Source organism: Streptomyces sp. KLMMK (assembly GCF_036961605.1).
GTDB lineage: Bacteria > Actinomycetota > Actinomycetes > Streptomycetales > Streptomycetaceae > Streptomyces > Streptomyces telluris.
In genome coordinates this window covers 1-21,647 of the sequence record NZ_JBAMDC010000081.1, presented here as the reverse complement: position 1 = coordinate 21,647, position 21,647 = coordinate 1, and the positions used below count along the sequence as shown (strand labels likewise).

General features: G+C 71.9%; 20 protein-coding genes and 1 pseudogene. 13 read left to right on the top strand and 8 right to left on the bottom strand.

Going from position 1 to position 21,647, the window contains the following annotated elements; translation table 11 throughout:
* Window positions 1-264 (top strand): annotated as a pseudogene (locus tag V7793_RS15255) (ATPase); the annotation flags it as partial.
* 106 nt (window positions 265-370) lie between these two features.
* Window positions 371-1,309: a hypothetical protein gene (locus tag V7793_RS15250; protein WP_168095422.1), complete on the top strand. Its 939-nt coding sequence runs from the start codon at window positions 371-373 to the stop codon at window positions 1,307-1,309.
* Window positions 1,310-1,506: 197 nt separating this feature from the next.
* Here the strand turns inward: V7793_RS15250 and V7793_RS15245 are convergent, their stop codons facing one another.
* From V7793_RS15245 to V7793_RS15235, 3 genes are all read right to left on the bottom strand, one after another.
* Window positions 1,507-2,625 carry a lactonase family protein gene (locus V7793_RS15245; RefSeq protein ID WP_336006780.1) on the bottom strand — a complete coding sequence of 373 codons (1,119 nt, stop codon included), beginning with the start codon at window positions 2,623-2,625 and terminating at the stop codon, window positions 1,507-1,509.
* Between the two features lie 64 nt (window positions 2,626-2,689).
* Window positions 2,690-3,007 carry a DUF2180 family protein gene (locus tag V7793_RS15240; protein WP_336006779.1) on the bottom strand — a complete coding sequence of 106 codons (318 nt, stop codon included), beginning with the start codon at window positions 3,005-3,007 and terminating at the stop codon, window positions 2,690-2,692.
* A 56-nt stretch (window positions 3,008-3,063) separates the two neighbouring features.
* Window positions 3,064-4,011: a LysR family transcriptional regulator gene (locus V7793_RS15235; RefSeq protein ID WP_336006778.1), complete on the bottom strand. Its 948-nt coding sequence runs from the start codon at window positions 4,009-4,011 to the stop codon at window positions 3,064-3,066.
* 374 nt (window positions 4,012-4,385) lie between these two features.
* Between V7793_RS15235 and V7793_RS15230 the strand changes: the two genes are divergently transcribed.
* The 10 genes from V7793_RS15230 (at window position 4,386) to V7793_RS15185 (ending at window position 13,660) form a co-directional block, all read left to right on the top strand.
* Window positions 4,386-5,306, top strand: coding sequence for a diiron oxygenase (locus V7793_RS15230; RefSeq protein ID WP_336006777.1), 921 nt, complete (start codon window positions 4,386-4,388; stop codon window positions 5,304-5,306).
* On the top strand, window positions 5,303-6,136 hold the full coding sequence (locus tag V7793_RS15225) for a hypothetical protein (RefSeq protein ID WP_336006776.1): 834 nt from the start codon (window positions 5,303-5,305) through the stop codon (window positions 6,134-6,136). Before V7793_RS15230 ends, V7793_RS15225 begins: the two co-directional genes overlap by 4 nt.
* Complete coding sequence (locus tag V7793_RS15220; RefSeq protein ID WP_336006775.1) at window positions 6,133-6,573, top strand: holo-ACP synthase; 441 nt, start codon at window positions 6,133-6,135, stop codon at window positions 6,571-6,573. The genes V7793_RS15225 and V7793_RS15220 overlap by 4 nt, the downstream gene beginning before the upstream one ends.
* Entirely contained in the window at window positions 6,545-6,784 is a 240-nt protein-coding gene (locus tag V7793_RS15215) for a holo (protein WP_058042833.1), read from the top strand. Before V7793_RS15220 ends, V7793_RS15215 begins: the two co-directional genes overlap by 29 nt.
* A complete protein-coding gene (locus V7793_RS15210; RefSeq protein WP_336006774.1) occupies window positions 6,784-7,254 on the top strand; it encodes a MaoC family dehydratase in 471 nt (156 codons plus the stop codon). The genes V7793_RS15215 and V7793_RS15210 overlap by 1 nt, the downstream gene beginning before the upstream one ends.
* A 29-nt stretch (window positions 7,255-7,283) precedes the next feature.
* Complete coding sequence (locus tag V7793_RS15205) at window positions 7,284-8,102, top strand: SAM-dependent methyltransferase (protein WP_336006773.1); 819 nt, start codon at window positions 7,284-7,286, stop codon at window positions 8,100-8,102.
* Window positions 8,103-8,208: 106 nt separating this feature from the next.
* Entirely contained in the window at window positions 8,209-9,666 is a 1,458-nt protein-coding gene (locus V7793_RS15200) for a catalase (RefSeq protein ID WP_336006772.1), read from the top strand.
* Window positions 9,667-9,694: 28 nt separating this feature from the next.
* Window positions 9,695-10,477, top strand: a complete 783-nt coding sequence (locus V7793_RS15195; protein WP_336006771.1) for an MBL fold metallo-hydrolase — start codon at window positions 9,695-9,697, stop codon at window positions 10,475-10,477.
* 237 nt (window positions 10,478-10,714) lie between these two features.
* The gene (locus tag V7793_RS15190; RefSeq protein WP_168091020.1) at window positions 10,715-11,866 is read left to right on the top strand and encodes an MFS transporter; all 1,152 of its coding nucleotides are present in this window, start codon (window positions 10,715-10,717) and stop codon (window positions 11,864-11,866) included.
* Window positions 11,867-12,169: 303 nt separating this feature from the next.
* The gene (locus V7793_RS15185; protein WP_443057914.1) at window positions 12,170-13,660 is read left to right on the top strand and encodes an FUSC family protein; all 1,491 of its coding nucleotides are present in this window, start codon (window positions 12,170-12,172) and stop codon (window positions 13,658-13,660) included.
* Here V7793_RS15185 and V7793_RS15180 read toward each other — a convergent pair.
* The 5 genes from V7793_RS15180 to V7793_RS15160 all read right to left on the bottom strand — a co-directional run bounded on the left by V7793_RS15180 (window position 13,640) and on the right by V7793_RS15160 (window position 19,769).
* Window positions 13,640-15,100, bottom strand: a complete 1,461-nt coding sequence (locus V7793_RS15180) for an MATE family efflux transporter (protein ID WP_336006769.1) — start codon at window positions 15,098-15,100, stop codon at window positions 13,640-13,642. The genes V7793_RS15185 and V7793_RS15180 overlap by 21 nt on opposite strands.
* Window positions 15,101-15,107: 7 nt before the next feature.
* Window positions 15,108-16,133: a cysteine synthase family protein gene (locus V7793_RS15175; protein ID WP_336006768.1), complete on the bottom strand. Its 1,026-nt coding sequence runs from the start codon at window positions 16,131-16,133 to the stop codon at window positions 15,108-15,110.
* Between the two features lie 64 nt (window positions 16,134-16,197).
* Window positions 16,198-17,646 (bottom strand): alanine racemase, encoded by a 1,449-nt coding sequence (locus V7793_RS15170; RefSeq protein ID WP_336006767.1) that lies wholly within the window; start codon window positions 17,644-17,646, stop codon window positions 16,198-16,200.
* Window positions 17,637-18,662, bottom strand: coding sequence for an ornithine cyclodeaminase family protein (locus V7793_RS15165; RefSeq protein ID WP_336006766.1), 1,026 nt, complete (start codon window positions 18,660-18,662; stop codon window positions 17,637-17,639). Before V7793_RS15165 ends, V7793_RS15170 begins: the two co-directional genes overlap by 10 nt.
* Window positions 18,663-18,776: 114 nt before the next feature.
* Complete coding sequence (locus V7793_RS15160) at window positions 18,777-19,769, bottom strand: TauD/TfdA family dioxygenase (RefSeq protein ID WP_336006765.1); 993 nt, start codon at window positions 19,767-19,769, stop codon at window positions 18,777-18,779.
* A 354-nt stretch (window positions 19,770-20,123) separates the two neighbouring features.
* Between V7793_RS15160 and V7793_RS15155 the strand changes: the two genes are divergently transcribed.
* On the top strand, window positions 20,124-21,647 hold a 1,524-nt coding region (locus V7793_RS15155), incomplete at its 3' end, for an ABC transporter substrate-binding protein (protein ID WP_336006764.1).

Genomic DNA, 21,647 nt, shown 5'->3' with positions numbered 1-21,647 from the left:
CTGCCCGCGGGACCGGCTCCGCGGACGGACGGGCCGGCCGGGGCCGGTGGGACGTACGAGGTGGCACTGACCGGCGGCCTCCTCCGTATGGGCACTCCCCTGCTCATACCCCTGTTCGAAGAGTTGCAAATGCAACTTCCCCATGCGCGACGAGTCGCGGCGGCGGGGGAGCCTCTGGACGGCGCGTTGTGCGTGGCGGAGGCCCTGCTGACGGGCGATCTGCTGCTGCCGGCCGACCCTCCGATGCTCCGGGTCGTTTGCTGAACGCTTCTGCGATGAGCGTATTTATGGGCGAATAAATCCGGACAGACGTCACGGAGACGCCCCCACCCGAACGGCCCAGCGCCTTGAACGACTAACATGCGGCGCCATGAGCTCCCCCACAGGGCCCGCGCCTGGCCTGCCTGTACGAATGCCGCGACCCCGTCAGCCCGGACGGCACCGGCGGCCGGAGCCGGCGGCCGCCCCCGTCGGCGCGCCGCCGCTGGTTCTCGCCGTTCCGGGGCTCCCCGACACCGAGACGCGCTCCCTCGCCGAGGAGATCCTCAGCATCGCGCGCTCCGAGCTTCCGGGCCTCGACGCGCGCATCGGCTACGTGGACGCCGACGGGACCGCCGAGGGCTATCCCTCCCTGGAGGCCGTCCTCGCCTACGCCGCCGCTCAGCGCGCCGCTCGCGCGAGCGAAGCCCGCGAAGCCGGTGCCGAGGACGGTGCCGCCGGCGCCTGGGACCAGTGGCCCCCGGCCATCGTGGTGCCGCTCCTGGCCGGTCCGGACAACTCTCTCCTGCGCCGGGTCCGCCAGTCCGTGATGAGCAGCGGCAGCGCCGCCGAGCTCACCGACGCGCTCGGCCCGCACCCGCTCCTCGCCGAGGCCCTGCACGTGCGCCTGTCGGAGGCCGGCCTGGCCCGCGCCGACCGCGCCCGACTGTTCACAGTTGCAACGGCCGCGGACGGGATCATCCTGGCGACGGTCGGTGGCGAGGAGGCCGTGCAGGCCGCCGGGATCAGCGGCATGCTGCTCTCCGCCCGCCTCGCCGTGCCGGTCCTCGCGGCCGCGCTGGACATCGAGGGCGACATCGCCCGGGCCGCCGACCAGCTGCGCGGCTCCGGCTCGCGGAACCTGGCGCTCGCCCCGGGCCTGATCGGCCCGGAGATCGCCGAGGGCCTCGCGGACGCCGCCGCCAAGGAGGCCGACTGCGCCGCCGCCGCGCCGCTCGGCGCCTACCCGGCGATCGGCAAGCTCGTCCTGGCCAAGTACGCGGAGGTCCTGGGCATATCCCTGCAGCCCCAGGGCGTTCCGGCGCACTGACGCGTACGACCGGCGGGGCCGGGCGATCGGACCGTGCCGTGACCGTCTGACCTTCGGCCCGCCCGCTCCACCTTTGTTCTCTGTTTCCCGGAAGAGGGGCTCCCGCGACGCGGGGCCCCTCTTCGGTCGTTCCGGGCCCGTCCGGCCGCTGCCGCCGCGCGCCCGCCACCAGCCCGGGCGAGGGCCCCGCCGCCGCCTCAGGCGAAGATCACGCAGGACGCCGCCGGCACGGCGACCGAGCCCGCGAGCCGCGGCGTCCCGGTCTCCGGATCCACGGCGAACCAGGTGACGTCACCGGACCGCTCGTTGGCCGCGTAGAGGTGGCGGCCGGACGGGTGCAGCGTCAGGTCCCGCGGCCAGACGCCTCCGCAGCCGACGACCTCGGGGAGCCCGACGATGTCCCCGGACGCGTCGAGGGCCAGTGTCGAGATGCTGTCGTGGCCGCGGTTGGCCGTCCACAGGAACCGCCCGTCGGCGGAGACCACCGGTGCGGAGGGGTAGGTCCGCACGCCCTCGCCCGGGGGCAGGACCCGCGTCTCGCCGAGCGGTTCGAGCACCCCCTCCGCACGGTCCCAGCGGCAGACCGTGACGCTCGGGACCAGCTCGTTCAGCACGTAGACGCGGTCGGTCACCGGGGAGAAGGCGAGGTGCCGGGGCCCCGTGCCGGGCCGCAGGCGCGTCTCCCCTTGGCGGCGCGGCAGGCCGGTCACCGGGTCGAGGGCGTACGTCCACACGGAGTCCGTGCCGAGGTCGACGGCCAGGAGCCTGGCGCCCGAGGGGTCGGGAACGACGGCGTGGGCGTGCGGGCCCTTCTGCCGGTCGGGGTCCGGGCCGCCGCCCCGGTGGGCCATGATCGCGGCCGGGGCGCCCGGCCCGCCGCCCCTGCGGACCGGAAGGGCGCTGACGCTGCCCGATCCGTAGTTGGCGGTGAACAGGTGGCTGCCGGTGACGGCCAGGTGCGTGGGGCCGTCACCGCGTACGGACACCGGCGGTCCGAGCGGCTCGGGCCGTACGGGATCGGCCAGGGAGAACGCCGCGGCGGCACCCTCGTCGGTCTCGCTCACCGCGTACAGCACGTCGGCCCCCGGTGAGAGGGCGAGGAAGGAGGGGTTCGGCACGGCGTCCGTGGAGCCCAGGAGCGTCAGCGCGCCCGTGCCGGGATCGGTCCGCGCGACCGTAATCCCCCGGCCGCCGGCCTCCGTGAACGACCCGATGTATGCGAGGTGCCCCCGCCCGCCGAGCCGCCCGGCCTCCCCGGCGTGCGCGCTCTCCCCGGCCCCCCGGGCCCGCCCGAGGTGTCCGCCGCCGTCCGCCATGCCGTCCTCCCCGCCCCGAACCCTGTGCTCCCGACGCTACACGGCGGTACCGGCCCGCCCCAGGTCAGGCCTCTGCGGGGCACTCAGCGCCGCCGCGGGCACCCGTGGGCCCCGGCCCCGGCACGGCCGGTACGGGGGACACGGGAGGATCGCACCGCGCTGCCGACGGGGCGGGCAGGCCGGTCCGGGCGGCGTGGCAGGTGACGCAGAGGATCTGCCGGGCCGGGGTGGAGCCGTGGGAGACGCCCAAGCCGTTCGTGCGGTGCAGCACCGGGCGGGTCATGCGCAGGTGGCCGGGGCAGAGGCCGGAGTTGCAGCCGTGGCAGACGGCGACCGCAGGGGTGTCGGCGCCCTCGGCGGCGTGGCAGTCGTAGCAGTTCACAGGAATTCTCCTTCAGGTTCGGACGGCTCCGCCCCGCGGAGGAAGGCGACGGTTCCTCAGCGCACCAGGCAGCCGCGGTCCGCACCGCTGTCGGCGTACCCGATGCGGCAGCACGCGGCGACGAACCGCGAGGCCAGCTCCTGGTCCTGGTCGTAGCGCCAGACCACGGCGATGTCTGTGCGGGGCTCGGGCAGTCCCAGCGGACGCACGCGCAGGTCGGCGCTGAGGCTCATCCATTCGGCGATGCCGCGGTCCATGTAGGACACGCCGGCGCCCGAGGCCACGGCCGCGGCCACGTTGATGTAGTCGGGCTCCTCCCAGGCGACCTGCGGGGACCGCTCATGGCTGACGAAGTCCAGGACCTTGTCGTAGAGCCCGGGGGCGAGCGAGCGGGGCCACATGATGAGGGGAAGCTCCTCTGCGGGCTGTTCCTCCGCGATGCGGTCGGCGGCGCCGCCTCCCGGGAGGAGCTTGACCAGTTCCGCGTCCCCCACCACCGACATCCGCAGGTCGTCCGCTTCGATGGGCGGCCTGACGAACGCGAAGTCGGCCTGTCCGGCGCGCACCAGATTGATGTTCCGTTCCGACCAGCCGGATTCGACGGAGACCGGGACGGCATTGCGCTCGCGGAACTCCGCGACCATCTCCCGCTGGCGCAGGGCGTGTCCGGAGCGGCTGAAGACGACCCGTATCGGACGCCGGCTCTCCGCGGCCGCCTGCTGGATCCGCGCCTTGATCGAGTACGTGCACTGCAGGAGCCGCGGCGCCTCCTCCTGAAGTGCCTTGCCCGACGCGGTCAGTGCGATCCGCCGGCTGCCGCGGCTGAGCAGTTCGGCGCCCAGCTCCTTCTCCAGCACCTTCATCTGGTGCGAGAGGGTGGGCTGGCTCACCCCGCAGCGCCGGGCCGCCCTCCCCAGATGGAGCTCGTCGGCCACCGCGACGAAATACTCCAGGCGGCGCAGCAGACCGGAGAGGCTCAGTAAAGGCTCCTCGTCACCCCGCACGCACACGACCTCCCGCCTGAACTGGGCTTTGCCATACGAAAGTTGTTTTCCGGGTGCTTCACGAGTGTAGCAACCGTGATCCAAGCGAGGTCAACAACGCCGCAGCAGATACAGGTGGTTGACGGGCGGGGTCCGGCCGGAGCCGGCACGGATCATCTATCAGCCCATACCGGGCGCTTTCCCTGCCTCGATCCGCCCCCGGCCCACCCCCTCCCTGTGACCCACGCCACTCACAGGGCCCCGGAAAGACGTCCCGCCTGCCCTCTTAGCAATCATCTATTTGATCTATAGAGCGGTTTTATTGGACCGTTCGCGGAACGCGTGGAACTGTCGCCCTACATTGATCAACCGCCCCCCGGACAGCAGGAGGTAGGATGATCAGCGAGCTGATCAGCAAGGACGACCGATTCCAGGAGATCCTGGAACGCCTGAACCGCAAATCGGTCGAGGACTACTACAACCCCTACCGGATGTTCGACTGGCCGGATTCCCTGCCGGAGAACCGGTGGTGGATGAGTCCCGAACTCACGACCACCTACGGCACCGACGTCGCTCCCGAACTCGACCAGGAACAGCTTTACCGCCTGTCCCGGTACGAGAGCATCAATTTCTACAGCCTCAATGTGGACGGAATCCGCGAGCTCATCGTCGAGGTGACCAGGCGCATCCACACCCGGGGCTTCGAGATTCCGTCGGAGTTCTTTCACCACTTCATCGGCGAAGAGAACGAGCACATGTGGTTCTTCGCCGAGTTCTGCCTGCGCTACGGCAAGAAGATCTACCGGCAGCTGGAACCGGCCGGTCAGGGAAATGACTGGTCCGACGAGGCCGCCAGCTTCCTGGTGTTCGTCCGCATCCTCCTCTTCGAGGAACTGGTCGACCACTTCAACAGCACGATGGCGGCCGACGAGCGGTTGCACGACACCATCCGTGCGGTCAACCGCATTCACCACCAGGACGAGTCCCGCCACATCGCCTTCGGCCGCGAACTGGTCTCCCTGCTCTTCAAGGACCTGCAGGCCAAGGCCTCGGAAGAGGAACTCCGCCAGGTACGGGAGTATCTCAAGCGCTACCTGAACTACAGCTTCGAATCGCTGTTCAACCCGCAGGTCTACCGGGACGCGGGAATTCCGGAGCCGTTCGCCGTCCGACGGCGCCTGCTGGCCTCTCCGCGCAGCGCGGAGTTCCAGCAGCAGGTGTTCCGCAAGCCCCTGAACTATCTGGTCAAGACCGGGATTCTGCAGGACCGGGACCTGAGCGTCTCCCGGGCGTCGGTGGGACAGGGGGAGGCGTGACCGCGACGATCTCGACGGCCCAGGGCGGTGCCCTCACCATCCTCGGCCCCGACCAGACCGACCTGCTGCGCGATCTGGACCGCACCATCACCCGCTGGGCCGACGAGGCCGGCGCGCGGGAGATCATGCCGCCGCCCGTCTATCCGCTCAGCGACCTGGAGAAGTTCGACGTCTACGAGAACTTCCCGCACCTGCAGTTCGTCGGCGGTCCGCTGGACGTGACCGGCGCCCCGCCGGCACCGGTGGAGGGCTCCTTCGCCAGCGGCGACGTCCGCCCCTCGTTCCTGGGCCTGCCGCACTCCAGCTGCTACGGCGCCTACCTCTACTTCGAGGGCCGGCCGGTGGCCCCCGAGACCACCATCACCCTGATCAACCGGTGCTTCCGCAACGAGGAGAAGTACGAAGGGCTGCGGCGGCTGCTCAGCTTCCAGATGCGGGAGATCGTGGCCCTCGGCTCCTTCGAGCACACCCAGCAGGTCATCGCCCGCTTCACCGACCGGATCGAGGAGTTCGCGAAGAACCTTGGCCTGGAGCTGACCAAGGAGGCGGCCACGGACCCGTTCTTCGAGCGCGACAGCGGCCGTGCCCTCCTGCAGCGGCTCAGCCCGGTCAAGCACGAGTTCCAGGCCGACGGCCTGGCCATCGCGTCGGTCAACACCCACCGCAACTTCTTCGGGGAGCGGTGCCGCATCACGGTCGACGGCACGGGCGAGCACGCCTTCACGGGCTGCGTCGCCTTCGGCCTCGAACGGTGGCTCGCGGTGCTGAGCGACCGGTTCGACGGCGATCTGCAGCGCGCCCGCGCGGTCGTCAACGCCGCGGCCTCGTGAGCGGAACCGCGATCCGGGTCGGGGTGGACCTCGTCCCCCTGTCCCGCGTACGGACCATGGCCGACGCCGACGACGGCCGGCTGCTGTACCGGATGCTCACCCCCGCGGAAGCGGAGCTGAGCCGGTTCGCCTCCGGATGGGACGTCCACGGAGTGGCCGGCCGGCTCGCGGCCAAGGAGGCGGTCTTCAAGCTCCTCCACGTCACCGGCCAACCGCTTCCCTGGCAGTCCATCGAGGTGCTGAAGGGCCCCGGCGAATGGCCCAGCGTCCGCCTCACCGGACCGGCGGGCCGATGGGCCGCCGACGCCGGCATCGAGGCGATCGACATCAGCATCTCCCACGAAGAACAGTTCGCCGTCGCCGTCGCGGCCGGCGCGACGGGACGCCCCCCACTAGAGGAGGAATTCCATGCCCAGCAAGACCTCGTCCAACGTTGACGCCGTGCGCAACTGGCTGCTGGCCAAGCACCCCGAGCGCACCTCCATCGCCCCGGACGAGGACCTCATCGGCTCCCGCCTCGTCGACTCCCTCTCCTTCGTCGAGTTCGTCCTGACGGTCGAGGAGGCCAGCGGGAAGGAGATCGACCACGAGGCCATCGACCTCGCCGACTTCCGCACGCTGGAGGCCATCGAGCGGAAGTACTTCTGATGGCTCGCTTCCTCCACGCAGAGGACTACGAGACCGGGACGCGCCACGACCTCGGGACGCACAAGGTGACGGCCGAGGAGATCACCGCCTTCGGCCGCACCTACGACCCGCAGCCGTACCACGTCGACGAGGAGGCGGGACGCGCCTCCGCCTTCGGCGGCCTGATCGCCAGCGGGTGGAACACCGCGGCGATCTGGATGCGCCTGTACGTGACGACGCTGCTGCCCGACGCCGCGGCCGCGGGCACGGTCGAGGGCTCGCCCGGAGTGGACGAAGTGCGCTTCCTGCACCCGGTCCGGCCGGGGGACGTGCTGAACGGCACGTGCGAGATCCTCGGCTCCCTCCCCTCCCTCTCCGCGCCCGACTTCCGCATCGTCCGCAACCGCGGGCGCCTGGTGAACGCGGACGGGACCGAAGTCCTGACGCTGATCCTGAACGCCCGGTTCCGGTGCCGTCCCAAGAACTCCTGAACCAGACCATTCCGAGAACGGAGCCTGTCATGGAGACCGTGTCCTACACGTCGCAGTGGACTGCGGCTGCCCGCGCCCTGGAGAGCGAGCGGAGCGACGCGCTGTTCAACGACCCGCTGGCCCGGGCGCTCGCCGCGCCGCGCGGATTCGAGCTGCTCGACCACTACGGCGGCGGCGGCCTCGTCGAGTTCGTGGCCGTCCGCACCCGCTACCTCGACGACGCCATCAACGATCTCGTGGGCAGCGGCATCCGGCAGGTCGTGCTGATCGCGGCCGGCATGGACACGCGTGCCTACCGGCTGAGCCTCCCGGACGACGTCACCGTGTTCGAGGTCGACCACCAGGCGCTGATCGACGAGAAGGAGAAGCGCCTCGCACAGCTCGGCTCCCCGGCGCCGACCGTCAAGCTCCAGCGCGTCGGGGCGGACCTGGCGGGCGACTGGTCGGCTTCGCTGCGGGCCGCCGGCTTCGACCCCTCCCTGCCCACGCTGTGGATCCCCGAGGCCCTGCTGTTCTTCCTGACCGAGGAGCAGTCCGCCACGCTGATGCGCACCTTCGCGGCCAACTCCGCCCCGGGCAGCTGGGTGTCGGTGGACATCCTGAGCAGGACGCTGCTGCGCAGCCCCGCCACCCAGATCTTCCTGTCCTCCCTCAACGAGGACGGCATCCCCTGGCTCTTCGGGACCGACGAGCCCGAGGAGTTCATGGCCGGCACCGGCTGGACCGTACGGGAGCTCAAGGAGCCCGGCGAGCCCGGTGCGGGCGAGGGCCGCTGGCCCTACGCCGTGCAGCCCCGCGAGGTCAAGGGAGTGCCGCGCAACTGGCTGCTCCGCGCGGAACTCGCCTAGTCACGGCCCCGGCGCCGAGCGGCACAGCCCCCACGGGCTGTGCCGCTCAGGGGCGTTGTGCCGACGTCCGCCGCACAGACCAACCGCCAACCGAAGGGAACGTGCCATGACCGACAGTCGTCCCGTGACGACCACGGACAGCGGTATCCCGGTACCGAGCGACGAGTTCTCCCAGTCCGTGGGGGCCGACGGCCCGCTGCTGCTGCAGGACCACTACCTGATCCAGAAGCTCGCGCACTTCGACCGCGAGCGCGTGCCCGAGCGGGTCGTGCACGCCAAGGGCGGCGGCGCGTACGGAGTCCTGGAGATCACCGAGGACGTCAGCCAGTACACCAAGGCCGACGTGTTCCGCCGCGGCAAGCGCACGGACCTGTTCCTGCGCTTCTCGACGGTGGCCGGCGAGCTCGGCTTCGCGGACACGGCCCGCGACCCGCGCGGCTTCGCGGTGAAGCTGTACACCGAAGAGGGCAATTACGACATCGTCGGGAACAACACGCCGATCTTCTTCATCCGCGACCCGCAGAAGTTCCCGGACTTCATCCACTCGCAGAAGCGGCGCGCCGACAACCACCTGCACGACAACAACATGCAGTGGGACTTCTGGACGCTGTCGCCGGAGTCGGCGCACCAGGTCACGATCCTGATGTCCGACCGCGGCACCCCGTTCTCCTGGCGGCACATGAACGGCTACGGCAGCCACACGTTCCTGTGGTACAACGCCGTCCGCGAGAAGTTCTGGGTGAAGTACCACTTCAAGACGGACCAGGGCATCAGGAACTTCACCAACGACGAGGCGGCGGCCGCGGGCGCCGACGACCCGGACTTCCACATCCGCGACCTCCACCAGGCGATCAGGAAGGGCGACCACCCGACCTGGACCCTCCAGGTGCAGGTCATGCCCTTCGAGGACGCGGCGGACTACCGGTTCAACCCGTTCGACCTGACCAAGATCTGGCCGCACGAGGACTACCCGCCAATCGACATCGGCACCCTGACCCTCAACCGCAACCCGGAGAACTACTTCGCCGAGGTCGAGCAGGCCGCCTTCGAGCCGTCGAACCTGGTGCCGGGCGTGGCGCCCTCCCCGGACAAGATGCTGCAGGGACGGCTGTTCAGCTACCCCGACACGCACCGGTACCGGATCGGCGCGAACTACCTGCAGCTGCCGGTCAACCGGCCGAAGAACGCGGTGCACTCCTACAACCGCGACGGGTCCATGCGGTACGGCAACCCGGGCGACCCCGTGTACGCGCCCAACAGCTCCGGCGGCCCGGTCGCCGACCCGATGCTGCTGGTCGGCGAGCACTACGAGGTCACCGGCGAGATCGTCCGCAGCGCCCACCGGCTCCACGCCGAGGACGACGACTTCGTCCAGGCGCGGGCCCTGTGGGAGAAGGTCATGACCGACACGGACCGCGCGCACCTGGTGACCAACATCGTCGCGCACGCCTCGGCGCCCGAGGTGACGGCGGAGACGAAGGAACGCGTCGTCGACTACTGGCGCAGCGTCCACAAGGACCTGGGCCTGCAGGTCGCCAGGGGCCTGGGTGTCCAGGGGAAGTAACCACCAGCAGCGTCGCGAGGAGCAGACCATGAGTTCGGCCGAGACCGTCACCCTCCGGCGTCTCGCCTGGGCCGGCGTCGAAGTGGCGGCCGGGGACGTCCGGATCGTCATCGATGCCATCCGGAACACCGAGGACCTGGCGGGGTTCCAGGGCCAGCCGCGGCGGCCCCTGCCCAGCATCGACGCCGCGCCGGGGGTGCGGACCCACGCCTTCGTCACCCACCTCCACCCCGATCACTGCGACCGGAGGCTGCTCGCCGAGGTCGCCGCGAGCGACGGCGGCAGCGTGGGCTGCCACACGCCGATCGTGGACGTCCTGGGCGGGATGGGGGTGCCGGCGGTGCCGCAGGAGATGGGCGAGCGGCGGAAGATCGGGCCGTTCACCACCATTCCCGTGGCGTCGCACGACTGGCGCGGCGACGACCAGGTCGCCTGGATCGTCGAGGCCCCGGGCCTGCGCGTCATCCACTTCGGCGACACCATCTGGCACGGCATGTGGTGGTCGATCGCGCGCGACTACGGCCCCTTCGACGTCGCCTTCCTTCCCATCGCCGGGGTGATGGCGCGCCGCGAGGGCCTCACCCCGACCAACCAGCCCGCCACGCTCACCCCGGAGCAGGCCGTCGAGGCGGCGGTGGTCCTCCAGGCGTCGACCGCCTGCGCGATCCACTACGACCTCTTCAACAACCCGCCCTACTACACCGAGCAGCACGACGTGCGCGGGCGCTTCCTGCGGGCCGCCCGGGCCAGGGGGATCCACGGCATCGCCCCAGGCGACGGCAAACCCGTGCCCCTCGCCACCGCCGTCTGACCCCAGCAGCCGTGCCTGCCCACCGGGCCCTCGTCCCGGCGCCCTCCGCCCCTGGCGCCGGCCGGAGGCGACGGCCCGGTGCGCGTACCCCCGGAAGGATCGTTCGTGACCCCACCCCCTGAATCGGAAACCGGGGTTTCCTCGCCCCGCGGAACGGCGGACGCGCCCGCCGCGCCCGCCGGCGCGGCGGCCGGACCCGGTTCCGTTCCCGCCCACGGCACTCCGCGGAGCCGTCGCGTGCTCTGGTACGCGCTGGCGGTGCTGCTGGTCGGGATCAACATGCGGCCCGCCATCGTGGCGGTCTCCCCGCTGCTGGACGAGATCCGGCACGTCACCGGCCTGTCCAACGGCGGCGCCGGCGCGCTGTCGACGCTGCCGCTGATCTGCTTCGGCATCTTCGCCCCGCTCGCGCCCCGGCTGGCCCGCCGCTGGGGCATGGAGCGCACGCTGGTCGCGGTGCTGGCGGTGCTGCTGGCCGGCACCGCGGTACGCCTCGTCCCGTCGCTGTTCCCCCTGTTCGCCGGGACGTTCCTGGTCGGGACGGCGGTGGCCGTCGCGAATGTCGTCATCACCGCGCTGATCAAGCGGGACTTCCCGCAGCAGGTCGGGCTGATGTCCGGCCTGCACACCACCATGCTGGTGGGCGGCGGGGCGGTCACGGCCGCCGCGACCGTTCCGCTGCGCGACGCGCTGTCGCTGTCGTGGGCCGGCGGCCTGTCCGTCTGGGGCGTGCTGGCGCTCGCGGCGCTGGTGGTGTGGGCGCCGCGGCTGCGCCGGGGACGGGAACAGCCGCGGGTTCCGGCGCAGGCGGGCGGTTCGATCTGGCGCAGCAGGCTGGCCTGGGCGGTCGCCCTGTTCTACGCGTTCCAGTCCTTGCTGTACTACACCGCGACCACCTGGCTGCCGTCGTTCTACATCGACCACGGCTACACCGAGGGCGGCGCCGGGGTGCTGCTGGCGGTCTGCATGGGCTCCGCCATGGTCACCTCGCTCCTGGTGCCGGTGTGGGCGCAGCGGTCCCGGCGGCAGAGCTACCTGGCGGTGGGCGGCACCGTGCTGTGCATGGCCGCCTTCGCCGGTCTGATCGCCGCACCGGTCGGGGCGGCGGTGCTGTGGGCGGTCCTGCTGGGGCTCGGTCTGGGTGCCGTGCTCTCCCTGGGCATCGCCTACATGTCGATGTGCGTCCGCAGCACGCACGACGCGGGCCTGCTGTCGGCGATGTCGCAGTGCGTGGGCTACCTGCTGGCGGCCGTGGGCCCGACCGCCTTCGGCGCCGCCCGCGACCTGACCGGGGCGTGGACCGCCGGGCTGATCGCGCTGGTGGTCCTGGCCGTGCCGATGGGGATCACCGGTGCGCTCGCCGGCCGCGGGGGCCACGTCGAACGGTAGGAGTCGGACGGTAGGAGTTGAACGGTAGGAGTCGGACGCCGGGAGACAACAGCAAACGGCAGGAGGGAGGGCCGTGGGTGCCATTGGCCCTCCCCCGGAGGGGCCCGAGAGGCGGACACTGGGCCAATGGCTCAGAGGAATCGGCCTCTGTTGAGCCAGCAGTCGATGTAATGGTCTGATGTGGGTGTCGATGGCGCTGCGGATCTCCGCGGCGCCTTTTTCATGTCGCATTCGGGCCGGCCTTCCCGCCGGCTGCTGTGCCGGGACGCCGAAGGGGCGGGAGCAGTGCTGAAGAGGGCGTTCATGGCACCGGATCCGGGCCTGGGCAGACTGCGGGTCGCGCTCCGCGCCGTCCTGGGCGTGACCTTCGCGGTCACCGTGGTCCAGCTGTCCGGCCTGCCGCTGACCGCTTCCATCACCGGTGGGCTCGCGGCACTGCTCGCGCTGTTCACCATCGGCGACCCGACCGTGCGGCGCCAGGTGAACACGACCGCGCTGCTGCCGGTCGTGGGCTTCCCCGTGCTCGCTCTGGCGGCCGGGCTGCACGGGCTGCCGCTGGTGCGCGACGCGGCCTTCCTCGCCGTCGTCTTCTGCGGGGTCTACGCCCGCCGCTGGGGCCCGCGGGGCAACGCGCTCGGGATCTTCGGCTTCATGATGTTCTTCGCGACGCAGTTCCTGCACGCCGTCCCGGCCCAGCTGCCGCACCTGTACACGGCCATGGTCATGTCCCTGGCGGCCGCCGGCTCCGTGCGCTTCGGGTTCTGGTGCATCGAGCGGCACTCCCCGCCGCCCGCGGGCCCGGCGCCCCTCGCCGGGCGCGGGCTGGCGCGCGTCACGACCCGGCAGGCCTTCCAGACCGCCTTCGCCTGCGGCCTGGCGCTCGCCGTGGGCCAGATGGTCTCCGACGAGCGCTGGTACTGGGCCGTCGGCACCGCCTGGTGGATCTTCGTCAACACCGCGTCGCGCGGCGAGACGCTCGTCCGGGGCTTCCGGCGGGTCCTGGGCACGCTGATGGGCATCGCCACCGGAATGGTCGTCGCCCTCCCTCTGCACGGGGCGCCCGCGCCCACCGCGGCCCTCGTCGCGGTGTGCGTCTTCGGCATCTTCTACACCGCCGCCGTCTCGTACACGTGGATGATGTTCGCCGTGACCGTGATGGCCGGTCTGCTCTACGGGCTCCTCGGGGTCCTGGACGCGGACCTGCTCACGCTCCGGCTGGCGCAGACCGGTGTGGGAGCCGCCGGTGCGGCGCTCGCCGTGCTCCTCGTGCTGCCGGTGACCACGCACGCCACCACCGACGCCTGGATCCAGCGCGCCCTGCGCTGCGTGCACGCGTGCGCCGCCGAGGCCGCCGCGCGCCTGGCCGGCTCGGAGACCGCCGACCCCGCGCCCCGGGTGACCGAGCTGGAGCTCCTGCTCGGCCGGGTCCGGCTCTCCCTCGCTCCGCTCGTCCACCCGCTGAACCCCTTCCGCGCCCGCAAGGAGAAGGCCCGCCGGGTGCTCGCGCTCCTCGACGACTGCGCCCGCGAAGTGCGCGGGCTGGCGTCCGTCGCCGCGGACCCGGAGGCCTCCCACGACGAACGGCTCGCCGCCGCCTGCTGGCGCGTGGAGGCCGCGGTGGAGGCGCTCACCACGCCGGGGAAGGCCCGCGACGCGGCGGTCGCCTCGGCGGCGGCGCCCGAGCACCTGCCGGCCGAGCCGGCCCTCGCCCACCTGCACGACCTGGAGAGGGCCCTGGCCGAACTGGCGGCGCCGCTGCGCAGCACCCGGCCCTCACCCCTGGTCGGCGCCTGACGGCCTGCGCAGCGGACGCCCGGCCGGTGGTCCCGGATACGCGGTGACGACGGCCTCCTGCTCCCGTGCGCGGGCGCGGAGGCCGCTGCCGTAGCGGCGCAGGAGGAGGATCGCGGTGGTGGCGAGGCCGGCGAGGAGGCCGAGCCAGATGCCGAGGGTGTCGAGGCCGGCCGCGTAGCCGAAGAGCCAGGCGGCGGGGAGGCCGACGGCCCAGTAGCCGACGAGGGTGATCCGGAAACCGCTCCTGGTGTCGTCGAGCCCGCGCAGGAGGCCGACGCCGATGTTCTGCGCGCAGTCGAAGAACTGGAGCACGGCGACGACGAGCAGCAGCTGCGTCGCGATCGTCACGGCCCTGTCGTCGCCCGCGGCCCCGCCGTCCAGGAACGGGCGCAGCACCAGGCCGGGCAGGGTGACGTAGACGGCGGCGACGGCGGCCATCACGGCGGCCGCGCAGGCCAGCGCGGTGTTCTTGATGCGCAGTGCGGCGTGGACGCGGCCGAGGGCGAGTTCGCGGCTGACGTTGATGGAGGCCGCGTGGGAGAGCCCGACGGCGACCTGGAAGACGATGTAGACGAGCTGGTTGACGGCGGTGTGGGCGGCCAGGGCGGCGCTGCCGAAGGAGCCTGCCATCAGCGCGGTGACCGAGAAGAACCCGGCCTCGGATCCGTAGGTGGCGGCGATGGGGACGCCCAGGCGCACGAGCTCGCGCACGGTGGTGCGGTCGGCCGCGAACGCGTTGAGGCTGAGCAGCGGGGCGAGGGCGGGGTCCTTCCGCGCGGAGGCGTACAGGGCGAGGAAGGAGAGCAGGTAGACGACGGAGGTGGCGACGCCGATGCCGGTCAGGCCCAGCTTCGGCAGGCCCCAGGTGCCGTGGATCAGGGCCCAGTCGAGGCCGGCGTTGACGGCGACGGAGGCGAGGGTGATCTGCAGCAGGGCCTGGGGGCGGCGCATGCCGACGGTGAACTGGCGGACCGCCTGGAACCACAGGCACGGCAGCAGGCCGGGGGCGAGGGCGGGCAGCATCGTCCGTACGCGGTCGGCGACGGCGGCCTCCTGGCCGAGCAGGGTGAGGGCCTGCCCGACCAGGAGCATGAGGACGGCTCCGGCCAGTCCGGCGAGGGTGGCCACGGCCATGCTCGCGCGGACGATCCTGCGGACCTCGGCGTCGCTGTGCGCCGCGTCGCCGTCCGCGGTCTCGGCGCGGGCGGCGGCGGCCGCGATCCGGTTGCCCACGGAGGTGACCAGGCCGACGCCCATGGTGCGGAGCTGGTTGAAGATGACGAGGGCCAGGCCGCCGGCCGCCAGGTCGCGGGTGCTCAGCAGTCCCATCATCACCGTGTCGGTGGTGGTCAGGGCCACCTGGGCGAGCTGGGTGAGGACCAGGGGGACGGCGAGGCCGGCCAGGGCTCGGCTGTCGCGGAGGAGGGTGGTCGGGTCCATGGGGGCGTCAGCCCTTGCGGAGCTTGGTGAGGGCCTCGTCGATCTCGCGCTCCAGAGCGGGATCGGTGAGGTTCCTGGCGTTCATCCACGCGTCGTCGAACACGGTGTCCATGTACTTCTCCCCGCCGTCGTTGACGAGGGCGACGATAGTGGTGCCCGGCGGCAGGGACGGCAGGCGCGACAGCGCCTCGTGGACGACGCCGCCCGCGGACCCGCCGATGAGGAGGCCGGTGCGGGCGACGGCGCGGGCGGTCGCGAAGGCCTCGACGTCGCCGACCTTGACGCCCTCGTCGATCAGGTCGAAGTCGACCAGCGCGCCGATCTCGGCGCCCTCGGGGGTGCCGGTGCCGGACTGGTAGTAGTCGTGGGCGGGGCCGCCGAAGGCGATCGACCCCTTGGGCTCGACGCCGACGGTCCGCACGCCGGGAACGAGTGTGCGCAGCTCGCGCGCGGTGCCGCACAGGGAGCCGCCGGTGCCGACGGCGCCGATGAGGACGTCGATACGGCTGCCGAGGGCCTGGTGGAGCTCGTGGGCGACGGGGTGGTAGCCGACGCCGTTGCTGGGGTTGTTGTGCTGTTCGGTGAAGACGGTGTTGTCCCGGCCGCGGGCCATCTCCTCGGCGAGTTCCTCGCGCGCGGCGGTGGCCAGCTCCTCGGTGCCGTCGTCGGCCACGTAGACGAGTTCGGTGCCGAGCGCCTTCATGGTGCGCAGCTTGTCGGAACAGGCGTGGTGGTCGACGACGGCGGTGAAGGCGTAGCCGCGTTCGGCGGCGACGACGGCGAGGCCGAGCCCGGTGTTTCCGGAGGTGGACTCGATGATGCGGCCGCCGGGGCGCAGCTCGCCGCGGGCCTCGGCGTCGAGGACCATCTGACGGGCCATGCGGATCTTGGCGGTGCCGGTGGGGTTGTACATCTCTAGCTTGAGGAGCAGCCGGCTGCCGTTGTCGGTGCGGCACAGCTCGAACAGCGGGGTGCGTCCGATGAGGTCGGAGATGCGGGAGACCACGGCGGGGCGCATCAGTGCCTCGTTCATGGAAGGGGCTCCTGTGGCAGGTGGGGAGGGGAACCGGAGGCGGGGAGGAGCTCGGGAGGGAGGATCAGCAGGCGGGCCGGCGGTCCAGGCGCCAGCGCGGCCGGCCGCCGCGCGTGGTGCCGTCCGCAGAGCCGCCCGGGGTGTCGTCCGGGGTGTCGTCCAGGGTGTCGATCACGACCTTGGGGGGCAGCGGCAGGTCGTGGAAGGGGGACTCGTTCGAATCCATCTGGTAGCCCGCCGTGTTGGGGTAGACCAGCAGGTCGCCGACCGAGGGGCGGACGGGGAAGGGGATCTTGCGCCAGGTGAGCAGGTCCGACTCCAGGCAGGTGGCACCGCCCGCGCACGCGGGGTGGACCCTGGTCGCCGCGGTCCTCCGGCTCCCCCCGGCCCGGCCGGCCGGGGGGAGCAGCACGGGATCGGGGAGGTACTCGCTGTTGAACCACTGCTCGGACAGGCTCAGGCTCGTGCCGTCGACGGTGAGGATCGCGTAACCGTCGCGGTCCTTGACGCCCTGGATGCGGAAGACGGAGGAGCCGGCCCGGTCCAGCAGTGCGCGCCCGGGCTCCATCAGCAGGAGGGTGCCGGTCTCCCGGAGCCTGCTGCCGAGGCTGTCCCGGCCGCCCGCCGGGACGGCGGCCAGTACGGCGCGGAGGGCGCCGGCCCCGGCGACCGGCGAGTGGTACGGGTAGAAGTCGGCGGGGGTGAACCTCCTGTGCGCGTGGTAGTGCCCGGGTTGCTGCGTCGCGAGGAAGGAGTGCCAGTCGCCGGCCGCCGCGTAGTCGACGGCGAAGCCGCCGCCGATGCTGATCCGGTCGGCCTGGAGCCCCATGACGCGGGCCTTGAGGCAGAGGTCGACGAGTTGGCCGGCGAGGTCGGCGCGCGGCTGGACGGCGTAGCCGGAGAGGTGGAAGCCGAAGCCTTCCATCCGGACCGCGTCGCCGGCCCGTGCGCAGTGCGCGAGGGCCTCTTCGAGCTCCGCCCCGTCCAGGCCGAAGCGGCTGGCGGGCTGTGCCGGGGGCAGGACGCGGAGCAGCAGCCGGGGCGGAGGGGCTCCGCCCGCCCGGGGCGCGGCGGTGAGGCGGTCGAGTTCGTCGAGGGAGTCGACCGCGGTCAGGGCGCCCTGGAGGGCGGCCACGCGCAGCAGTTCCTCGCTCTTGGCCGGGCCGGTCACCACGATGTTCTCGCCGCGGACGCCGTGGCCCAGGGCCTCACGGAGCTCGCCGGGGCTCGCGACGTCCACTCCGGCGCCCGCGGCGGCGCAGCGTTCGATCCATGCGGCGGCCTTGTTGGCCTTCTTCGCGTAGTACACGCGCCCGTCCACCCCGGCGTCGGCCAGCGCCGCGCGGAACGCGGCGAGGTTGGCGTCGAAACGGTGCGGGAGCAGGAAGTGGAAGGGGCCGCCGAAGGCGTGGGCCAGCTCGTGGAGGAGGCCGCTGCCGAGGATCGCGTCCGTCGCGGGGTCGGGGTGCGCGGGCAGGCTGGGAGGGGGCGGGGGTGTGCCGTTCACCGCCACAGCGGCACCTGCGTTCCCAGGCCCTGGGCGAGGGCGAGCTGGGCGAAGCGGTGGCCGAGGGCGATGTCGGTGACGACCAGGCCGCTGTTGTAGGCGAAGATCCGCTCGGTCGGTGCGGTGCGGCCCGCCGCCGCGCCCGCGAGGACCGGGGGGAACTCGGTGTCGACGGCGGGGAGTTTGCCGTCGGCGTCGGCCATGTCGGTGCCGGTGACGTTCATCTGGGCCTCGCTGGTGGCCACGACGCGGTCGGCGCGGTGCAGCGTGGAGGGGGCCAGGCCGTGGCCGACCAGGATTCCCAGCGTTCCCGGCGCCAGGTCCTCGGACTCGACGGCGGCGGGGGTGTGCGCGCCGGCCGTGGCCACGACGACGTCGGCGTCGCCCGCCGCGGCCCGGACGTCGGCGACGACCTCGACGTCGCGGTCGGGGAAGTGGGCGTGCAACTGCGCCCGTACCGCCTCGATTCCCTCGGGGTGGGTGCCGAAGAGCATCAGCCGGTCCAGGCCGGGCAGCGTGGTCAGCAGGAACGGCAGGGCCAGCCGGCCCTGGGTTCCGGTGCCGATGACCAGCGCGCTGCGGGCCCCGGGGGCCGCGCATTCGCGGGCCAGCAGGGCGGAGACGGCCGGGGTGCGCAGGGAGCCGATGCGGCTGCAGTCCATCATCGCGACGGGCAGGCCGGTGACGTCGTCGTAGAGGGTGAGGGTGGTGTAGTAGTGCTGCTCCTGGCGCCCCTTGTCCAGGCCGTGCTTGTACGAGGTCTTGACGGCGACGACGTCGCGGGAGCCGTCGCGGCCGAGCATGGCGTACGCGACCGAGTGGCCGTCGGCGGGCTTCACGGTGAGCTTGCGCGGGTTGTCCGAGAGGCCCGCGGCCAGGGTGCGGTAGGCGCCCTCGACCGTACCGACGACGTCGGCGAGGGAGATGTCGATGCCCGCGAGGTCGCTGGTGGACAGCAGGCGCAGGGTGGTGTCGTCGGCGGGTGTGCCGGATATGCAGGGGTCGGCGGCGGTACGGGTCATGTCTCGCTCCTCGTCTGCGGGTCTGGTCGTCTTCCGGTCCGGGTCCGGCCCGGGTCTGCTGCTCTCTGCCGGGGTCGGTGATCAGGTACTCATCGGTACCTGATCAGGTGCCGATCAGGCGGCGTACGCCTTGGTGACGGCCTGGCCGTAGCCGTGCTCGGCGGCCTCGGCCGGGGGCCGGCTGCCGCGCCCGGGAACGCGTACCGACGCGCGCTTGAGCCAGCGGTCGGTGCCGTCGTAGCGGGCCTTGAAGGGGACGCGGCCGTGCACGACGAGGTCGTTGTCGACGACGAGGACCTCGCCCGGGTTCAGGCTCACCGCGACCGAGACGCGGGCGAGTTCGGCCTCCAGCCGCTCATAGGCGGCACGGTAGGCGGGGGTGGCCTTCTCCAGCGGGGTGTAGGCGGGGTCGAAGCGGAGGGTGAGGCCGTCCTCCGAGCGCCACAGGGTGGGCACGTCCGGCGGCTCCCCCGCGAAGCCCTGCGCTTCGAAGTAGGCGTCGTCGGGGAGGATGGGCAGTTCGGGGTGCGAGAGCGTGGCGATGTCGGCGTCCTCCAGCCGCACCTTGCGGATGCTCGCGGCTGTGGTGGCGATGTGGTCGTGGTTGCGCATGCAACCGAGCATCAGCAGGTGGGCGCGGCCGGGGTGGAAGGCGTCCTCGGTGTGCGGGCTGAGCAGCACGTCGCTGCTGGCACCGGTCTGGGCCTGCTCGTGGCCGGCGGCGGGGACGATGTTGTGCACGAACCGCCCGCCCTGCTGGCCCTTCCAGGCGATGGGGTTGCCCATGGCGGCGGCGAGCAGCAGCAGCACGATGTCGTGGCCGGCCGCGCTGTCCCCGGCCTCGGCCCAGCTCGTGGGCGTGGGGCCGATGCGGGTGTCGTCGACGGTCAGGCCGCGCAGCACGAACAGGCCGTCGTCGGTGTCGACGGGGCGCAGGTGCTCGCGGATCGCCCCGCCGAGGTCCGCCGCCGACTCGGCGATCGTCTTGAGGAGTCCGGGGGACGTGGCGGACGTGCCGAAGGCGGCGAGGATCTCTCCGGCGGTGCGGTGGAGTTCGGCGGACGAGGCGGCGTCGAGCCGGCGTACGGGTGGGGCTCCCGTGCTCATGGCAAGGTCATCCGTTCCGTGTGCAGGGGCGGAGGAGAGGTTTTCCGGACATGCCCGGAAAGCGGCCGCAGGGCATGGCGGTGCGCGGACGGCTGCCTGTGGGGGGCGGCAACGTGTGGCGGAAATCCGGCTGTTGGCGTCAGCGGACGTCAAAAAACGTACCACCTAACTTAGGTTAGGCAAACCTTACTTAAAAGTAGTCCCACTCCTCCCGATTCCACCCAACTCGCGTACTGGAAGCGGAGGTTGACTGTGCTTCATCTTTCGCTTCACCATCCACGCAACGTTGCGATCATGGCGAATATCAGGGTAGGCAAACCTAAGTAACAGCAACTGCAGCGGAACGGGGACGACGTGAACTGGACAAGGCGCCAGGCGCTGTGGGCCGGCGGGAGCATAGGCGCGGCCGCGCTGCTGACCGCCTGCGGGGGCGGCGAGAACGACGCGGCCTCCTCACCGGCGGACTCCGCCGGGACCCCCCGGAAGGGCGGCACTCTCCGCATCGGGGCGCTCGGTCGCGCCTCCGCCACCACCCGCGACCCGCACGGAACCCAGGGCAACGAAAGCGACTACCTGATCATCGCGCTCGTCTACGACACCCTCACCGCACCGGGACTCAAGGACAACACGGTCGGCCGCCTCTCCTCCGGCTGGACGTCTTCGGGCGACCTGAAGACCTGGCGCTTCACCATCACGAAGGGCGCCGCCTTCCACGACGGCTCCCCCGTCACCGCCGACGACGTCGTGTGGTCGCTGCGCAGACTGCGCAACACCCCCGCCGGAGCCGCCCGGTTGCCGGGCATCAAGGCGGAGAACATCACCGCCGCCGGCAAGGACACCGTCGTCCTCGTCTCCGACCAGCCCAACGCCGAACTCCCCCTGCTCACCCGTCTGTCGACGTTCGTCCTGAAGAAGGACACCCCCGACAAGCAGATCGCCGGGGCCCCGGGCACGGGCCCGTTCAAGCTCGACTGGTTCCGCGGCGGCAACGCCCGCCTGCTGCGCAACGACAAGTGGCACGGCGGGCCGGTCCACCTCGACGCCATCGAGGTGACCATGTTCGAAAGCCCCCAGGCCATGGCCAACGCCCTGCTGGGCGGCCAGATCGACGTCGCGTCCAACGTCGGCGCGGTCGCGGCCCGCAGCGCCGCCTCGCGCAAGGACATCCAGCTCGTGCGCCGCCCCAACGACATGGCGATGCCCGTCGTCATGCGCGCCGCCGACGGTCCCTTCGCCGACGTCAGGGTCCGCGAGGCCATGAAGCTCGTCGTCGACCGCGAGGCCATGGTCAAGCAGGTCCTCTCGGGCTACGGCACCGTCGCCAACGACATCCTGGGCACCGGCGACCCGGCCTACGCCAAGGACATCCCCCAGCGCAAGCGGGACCTCGCCAAGGCCAAGAAGCTGCTCGAAGAGGCGAACTTCGACTTCTCGAAGACCTACGAGCTCATCACCACCGAGGACGTCCCCGGCCTGGCCGAGTCCGCGACCCTGTTCGCCAACCAGGCCCGCGAGGCCGGCATCAAGATCAAGGTTGTCAAGCAGGAGTCGGGCGCCTTCTACGAGAAGACCTGGCTCAAGGGACAGCTCTACACCAACTACTGGGGCACCAACGACTCCGTGGTGTTCTTCGCCTCCAAGACCATGGTCACCGGCGCCGGGCAGAGCGAGGCCGGCTGGTCGGACCCGCAGTTCGACGCCGCGTACCGCAAGGTCATCGGCACCGCCGACAAGAAGGCCCGCGCCACCGCCCTGCGCGAGCTCCAGCAGATCGAGCACGACAAGTCCGGGTATCTGCTCTGGGGCATGGCCGACGGCATCGACCTGGCCGGGCCCAAGGTGCGCAACCTGCCCAAGCTCCCCGGCTACGGGCGGGTG

Bases quoted from the DNA above. Each gene is read 5' to 3' on its own strand.
- V7793_RS15250 (WP_168095422.1), top strand. From the start codon at position 371: ATGAGCTCCCCCACAGGGCCCGCGCCTGGCCTGCCTGTACGAATGCCG.
- V7793_RS15245 (WP_336006780.1), bottom strand. From the start codon at position 2,625: ATGGCGGACGGCGGCGGACACCTCGGGCGGGCCCGGGGGGCCGGGGAG.
- V7793_RS15230 (WP_336006777.1), top strand. From the start codon at position 4,386: ATGATCAGCGAGCTGATCAGCAAGGACGACCGATTCCAGGAGATCCTG.
- V7793_RS15215 (WP_058042833.1), top strand. From the start codon at position 6,545: ATGCCCAGCAAGACCTCGTCCAACGTTGACGCCGTGCGCAACTGGCTG.
- V7793_RS15210 (WP_336006774.1), top strand. From the start codon at position 6,784: ATGGCTCGCTTCCTCCACGCAGAGGACTACGAGACCGGGACGCGCCAC.
- V7793_RS15205 (WP_336006773.1), top strand. From the start codon at position 7,284: ATGGAGACCGTGTCCTACACGTCGCAGTGGACTGCGGCTGCCCGCGCC.
- V7793_RS15200 (WP_336006772.1), top strand. From the start codon at position 8,209: ATGACCGACAGTCGTCCCGTGACGACCACGGACAGCGGTATCCCGGTA.
- V7793_RS15195 (WP_336006771.1), top strand. From the start codon at position 9,695: ATGAGTTCGGCCGAGACCGTCACCCTCCGGCGTCTCGCCTGGGCCGGC.
- V7793_RS15185 (WP_443057914.1), top strand. From the start codon at position 12,170: ATGGCACCGGATCCGGGCCTGGGCAGACTGCGGGTCGCGCTCCGCGCC.
- V7793_RS15180 (WP_336006769.1), bottom strand. From the start codon at position 15,100: ATGGACCCGACCACCCTCCTCCGCGACAGCCGAGCCCTGGCCGGCCTC.
- V7793_RS15175 (WP_336006768.1), bottom strand. From the start codon at position 16,133: ATGAACGAGGCACTGATGCGCCCCGCCGTGGTCTCCCGCATCTCCGAC.
- V7793_RS15165 (WP_336006766.1), bottom strand. From the start codon at position 18,662: ATGACCCGTACCGCCGCCGACCCCTGCATATCCGGCACACCCGCCGAC.
- V7793_RS15160 (WP_336006765.1), bottom strand. From the start codon at position 19,769: ATGAGCACGGGAGCCCCACCCGTACGCCGGCTCGACGCCGCCTCGTCC.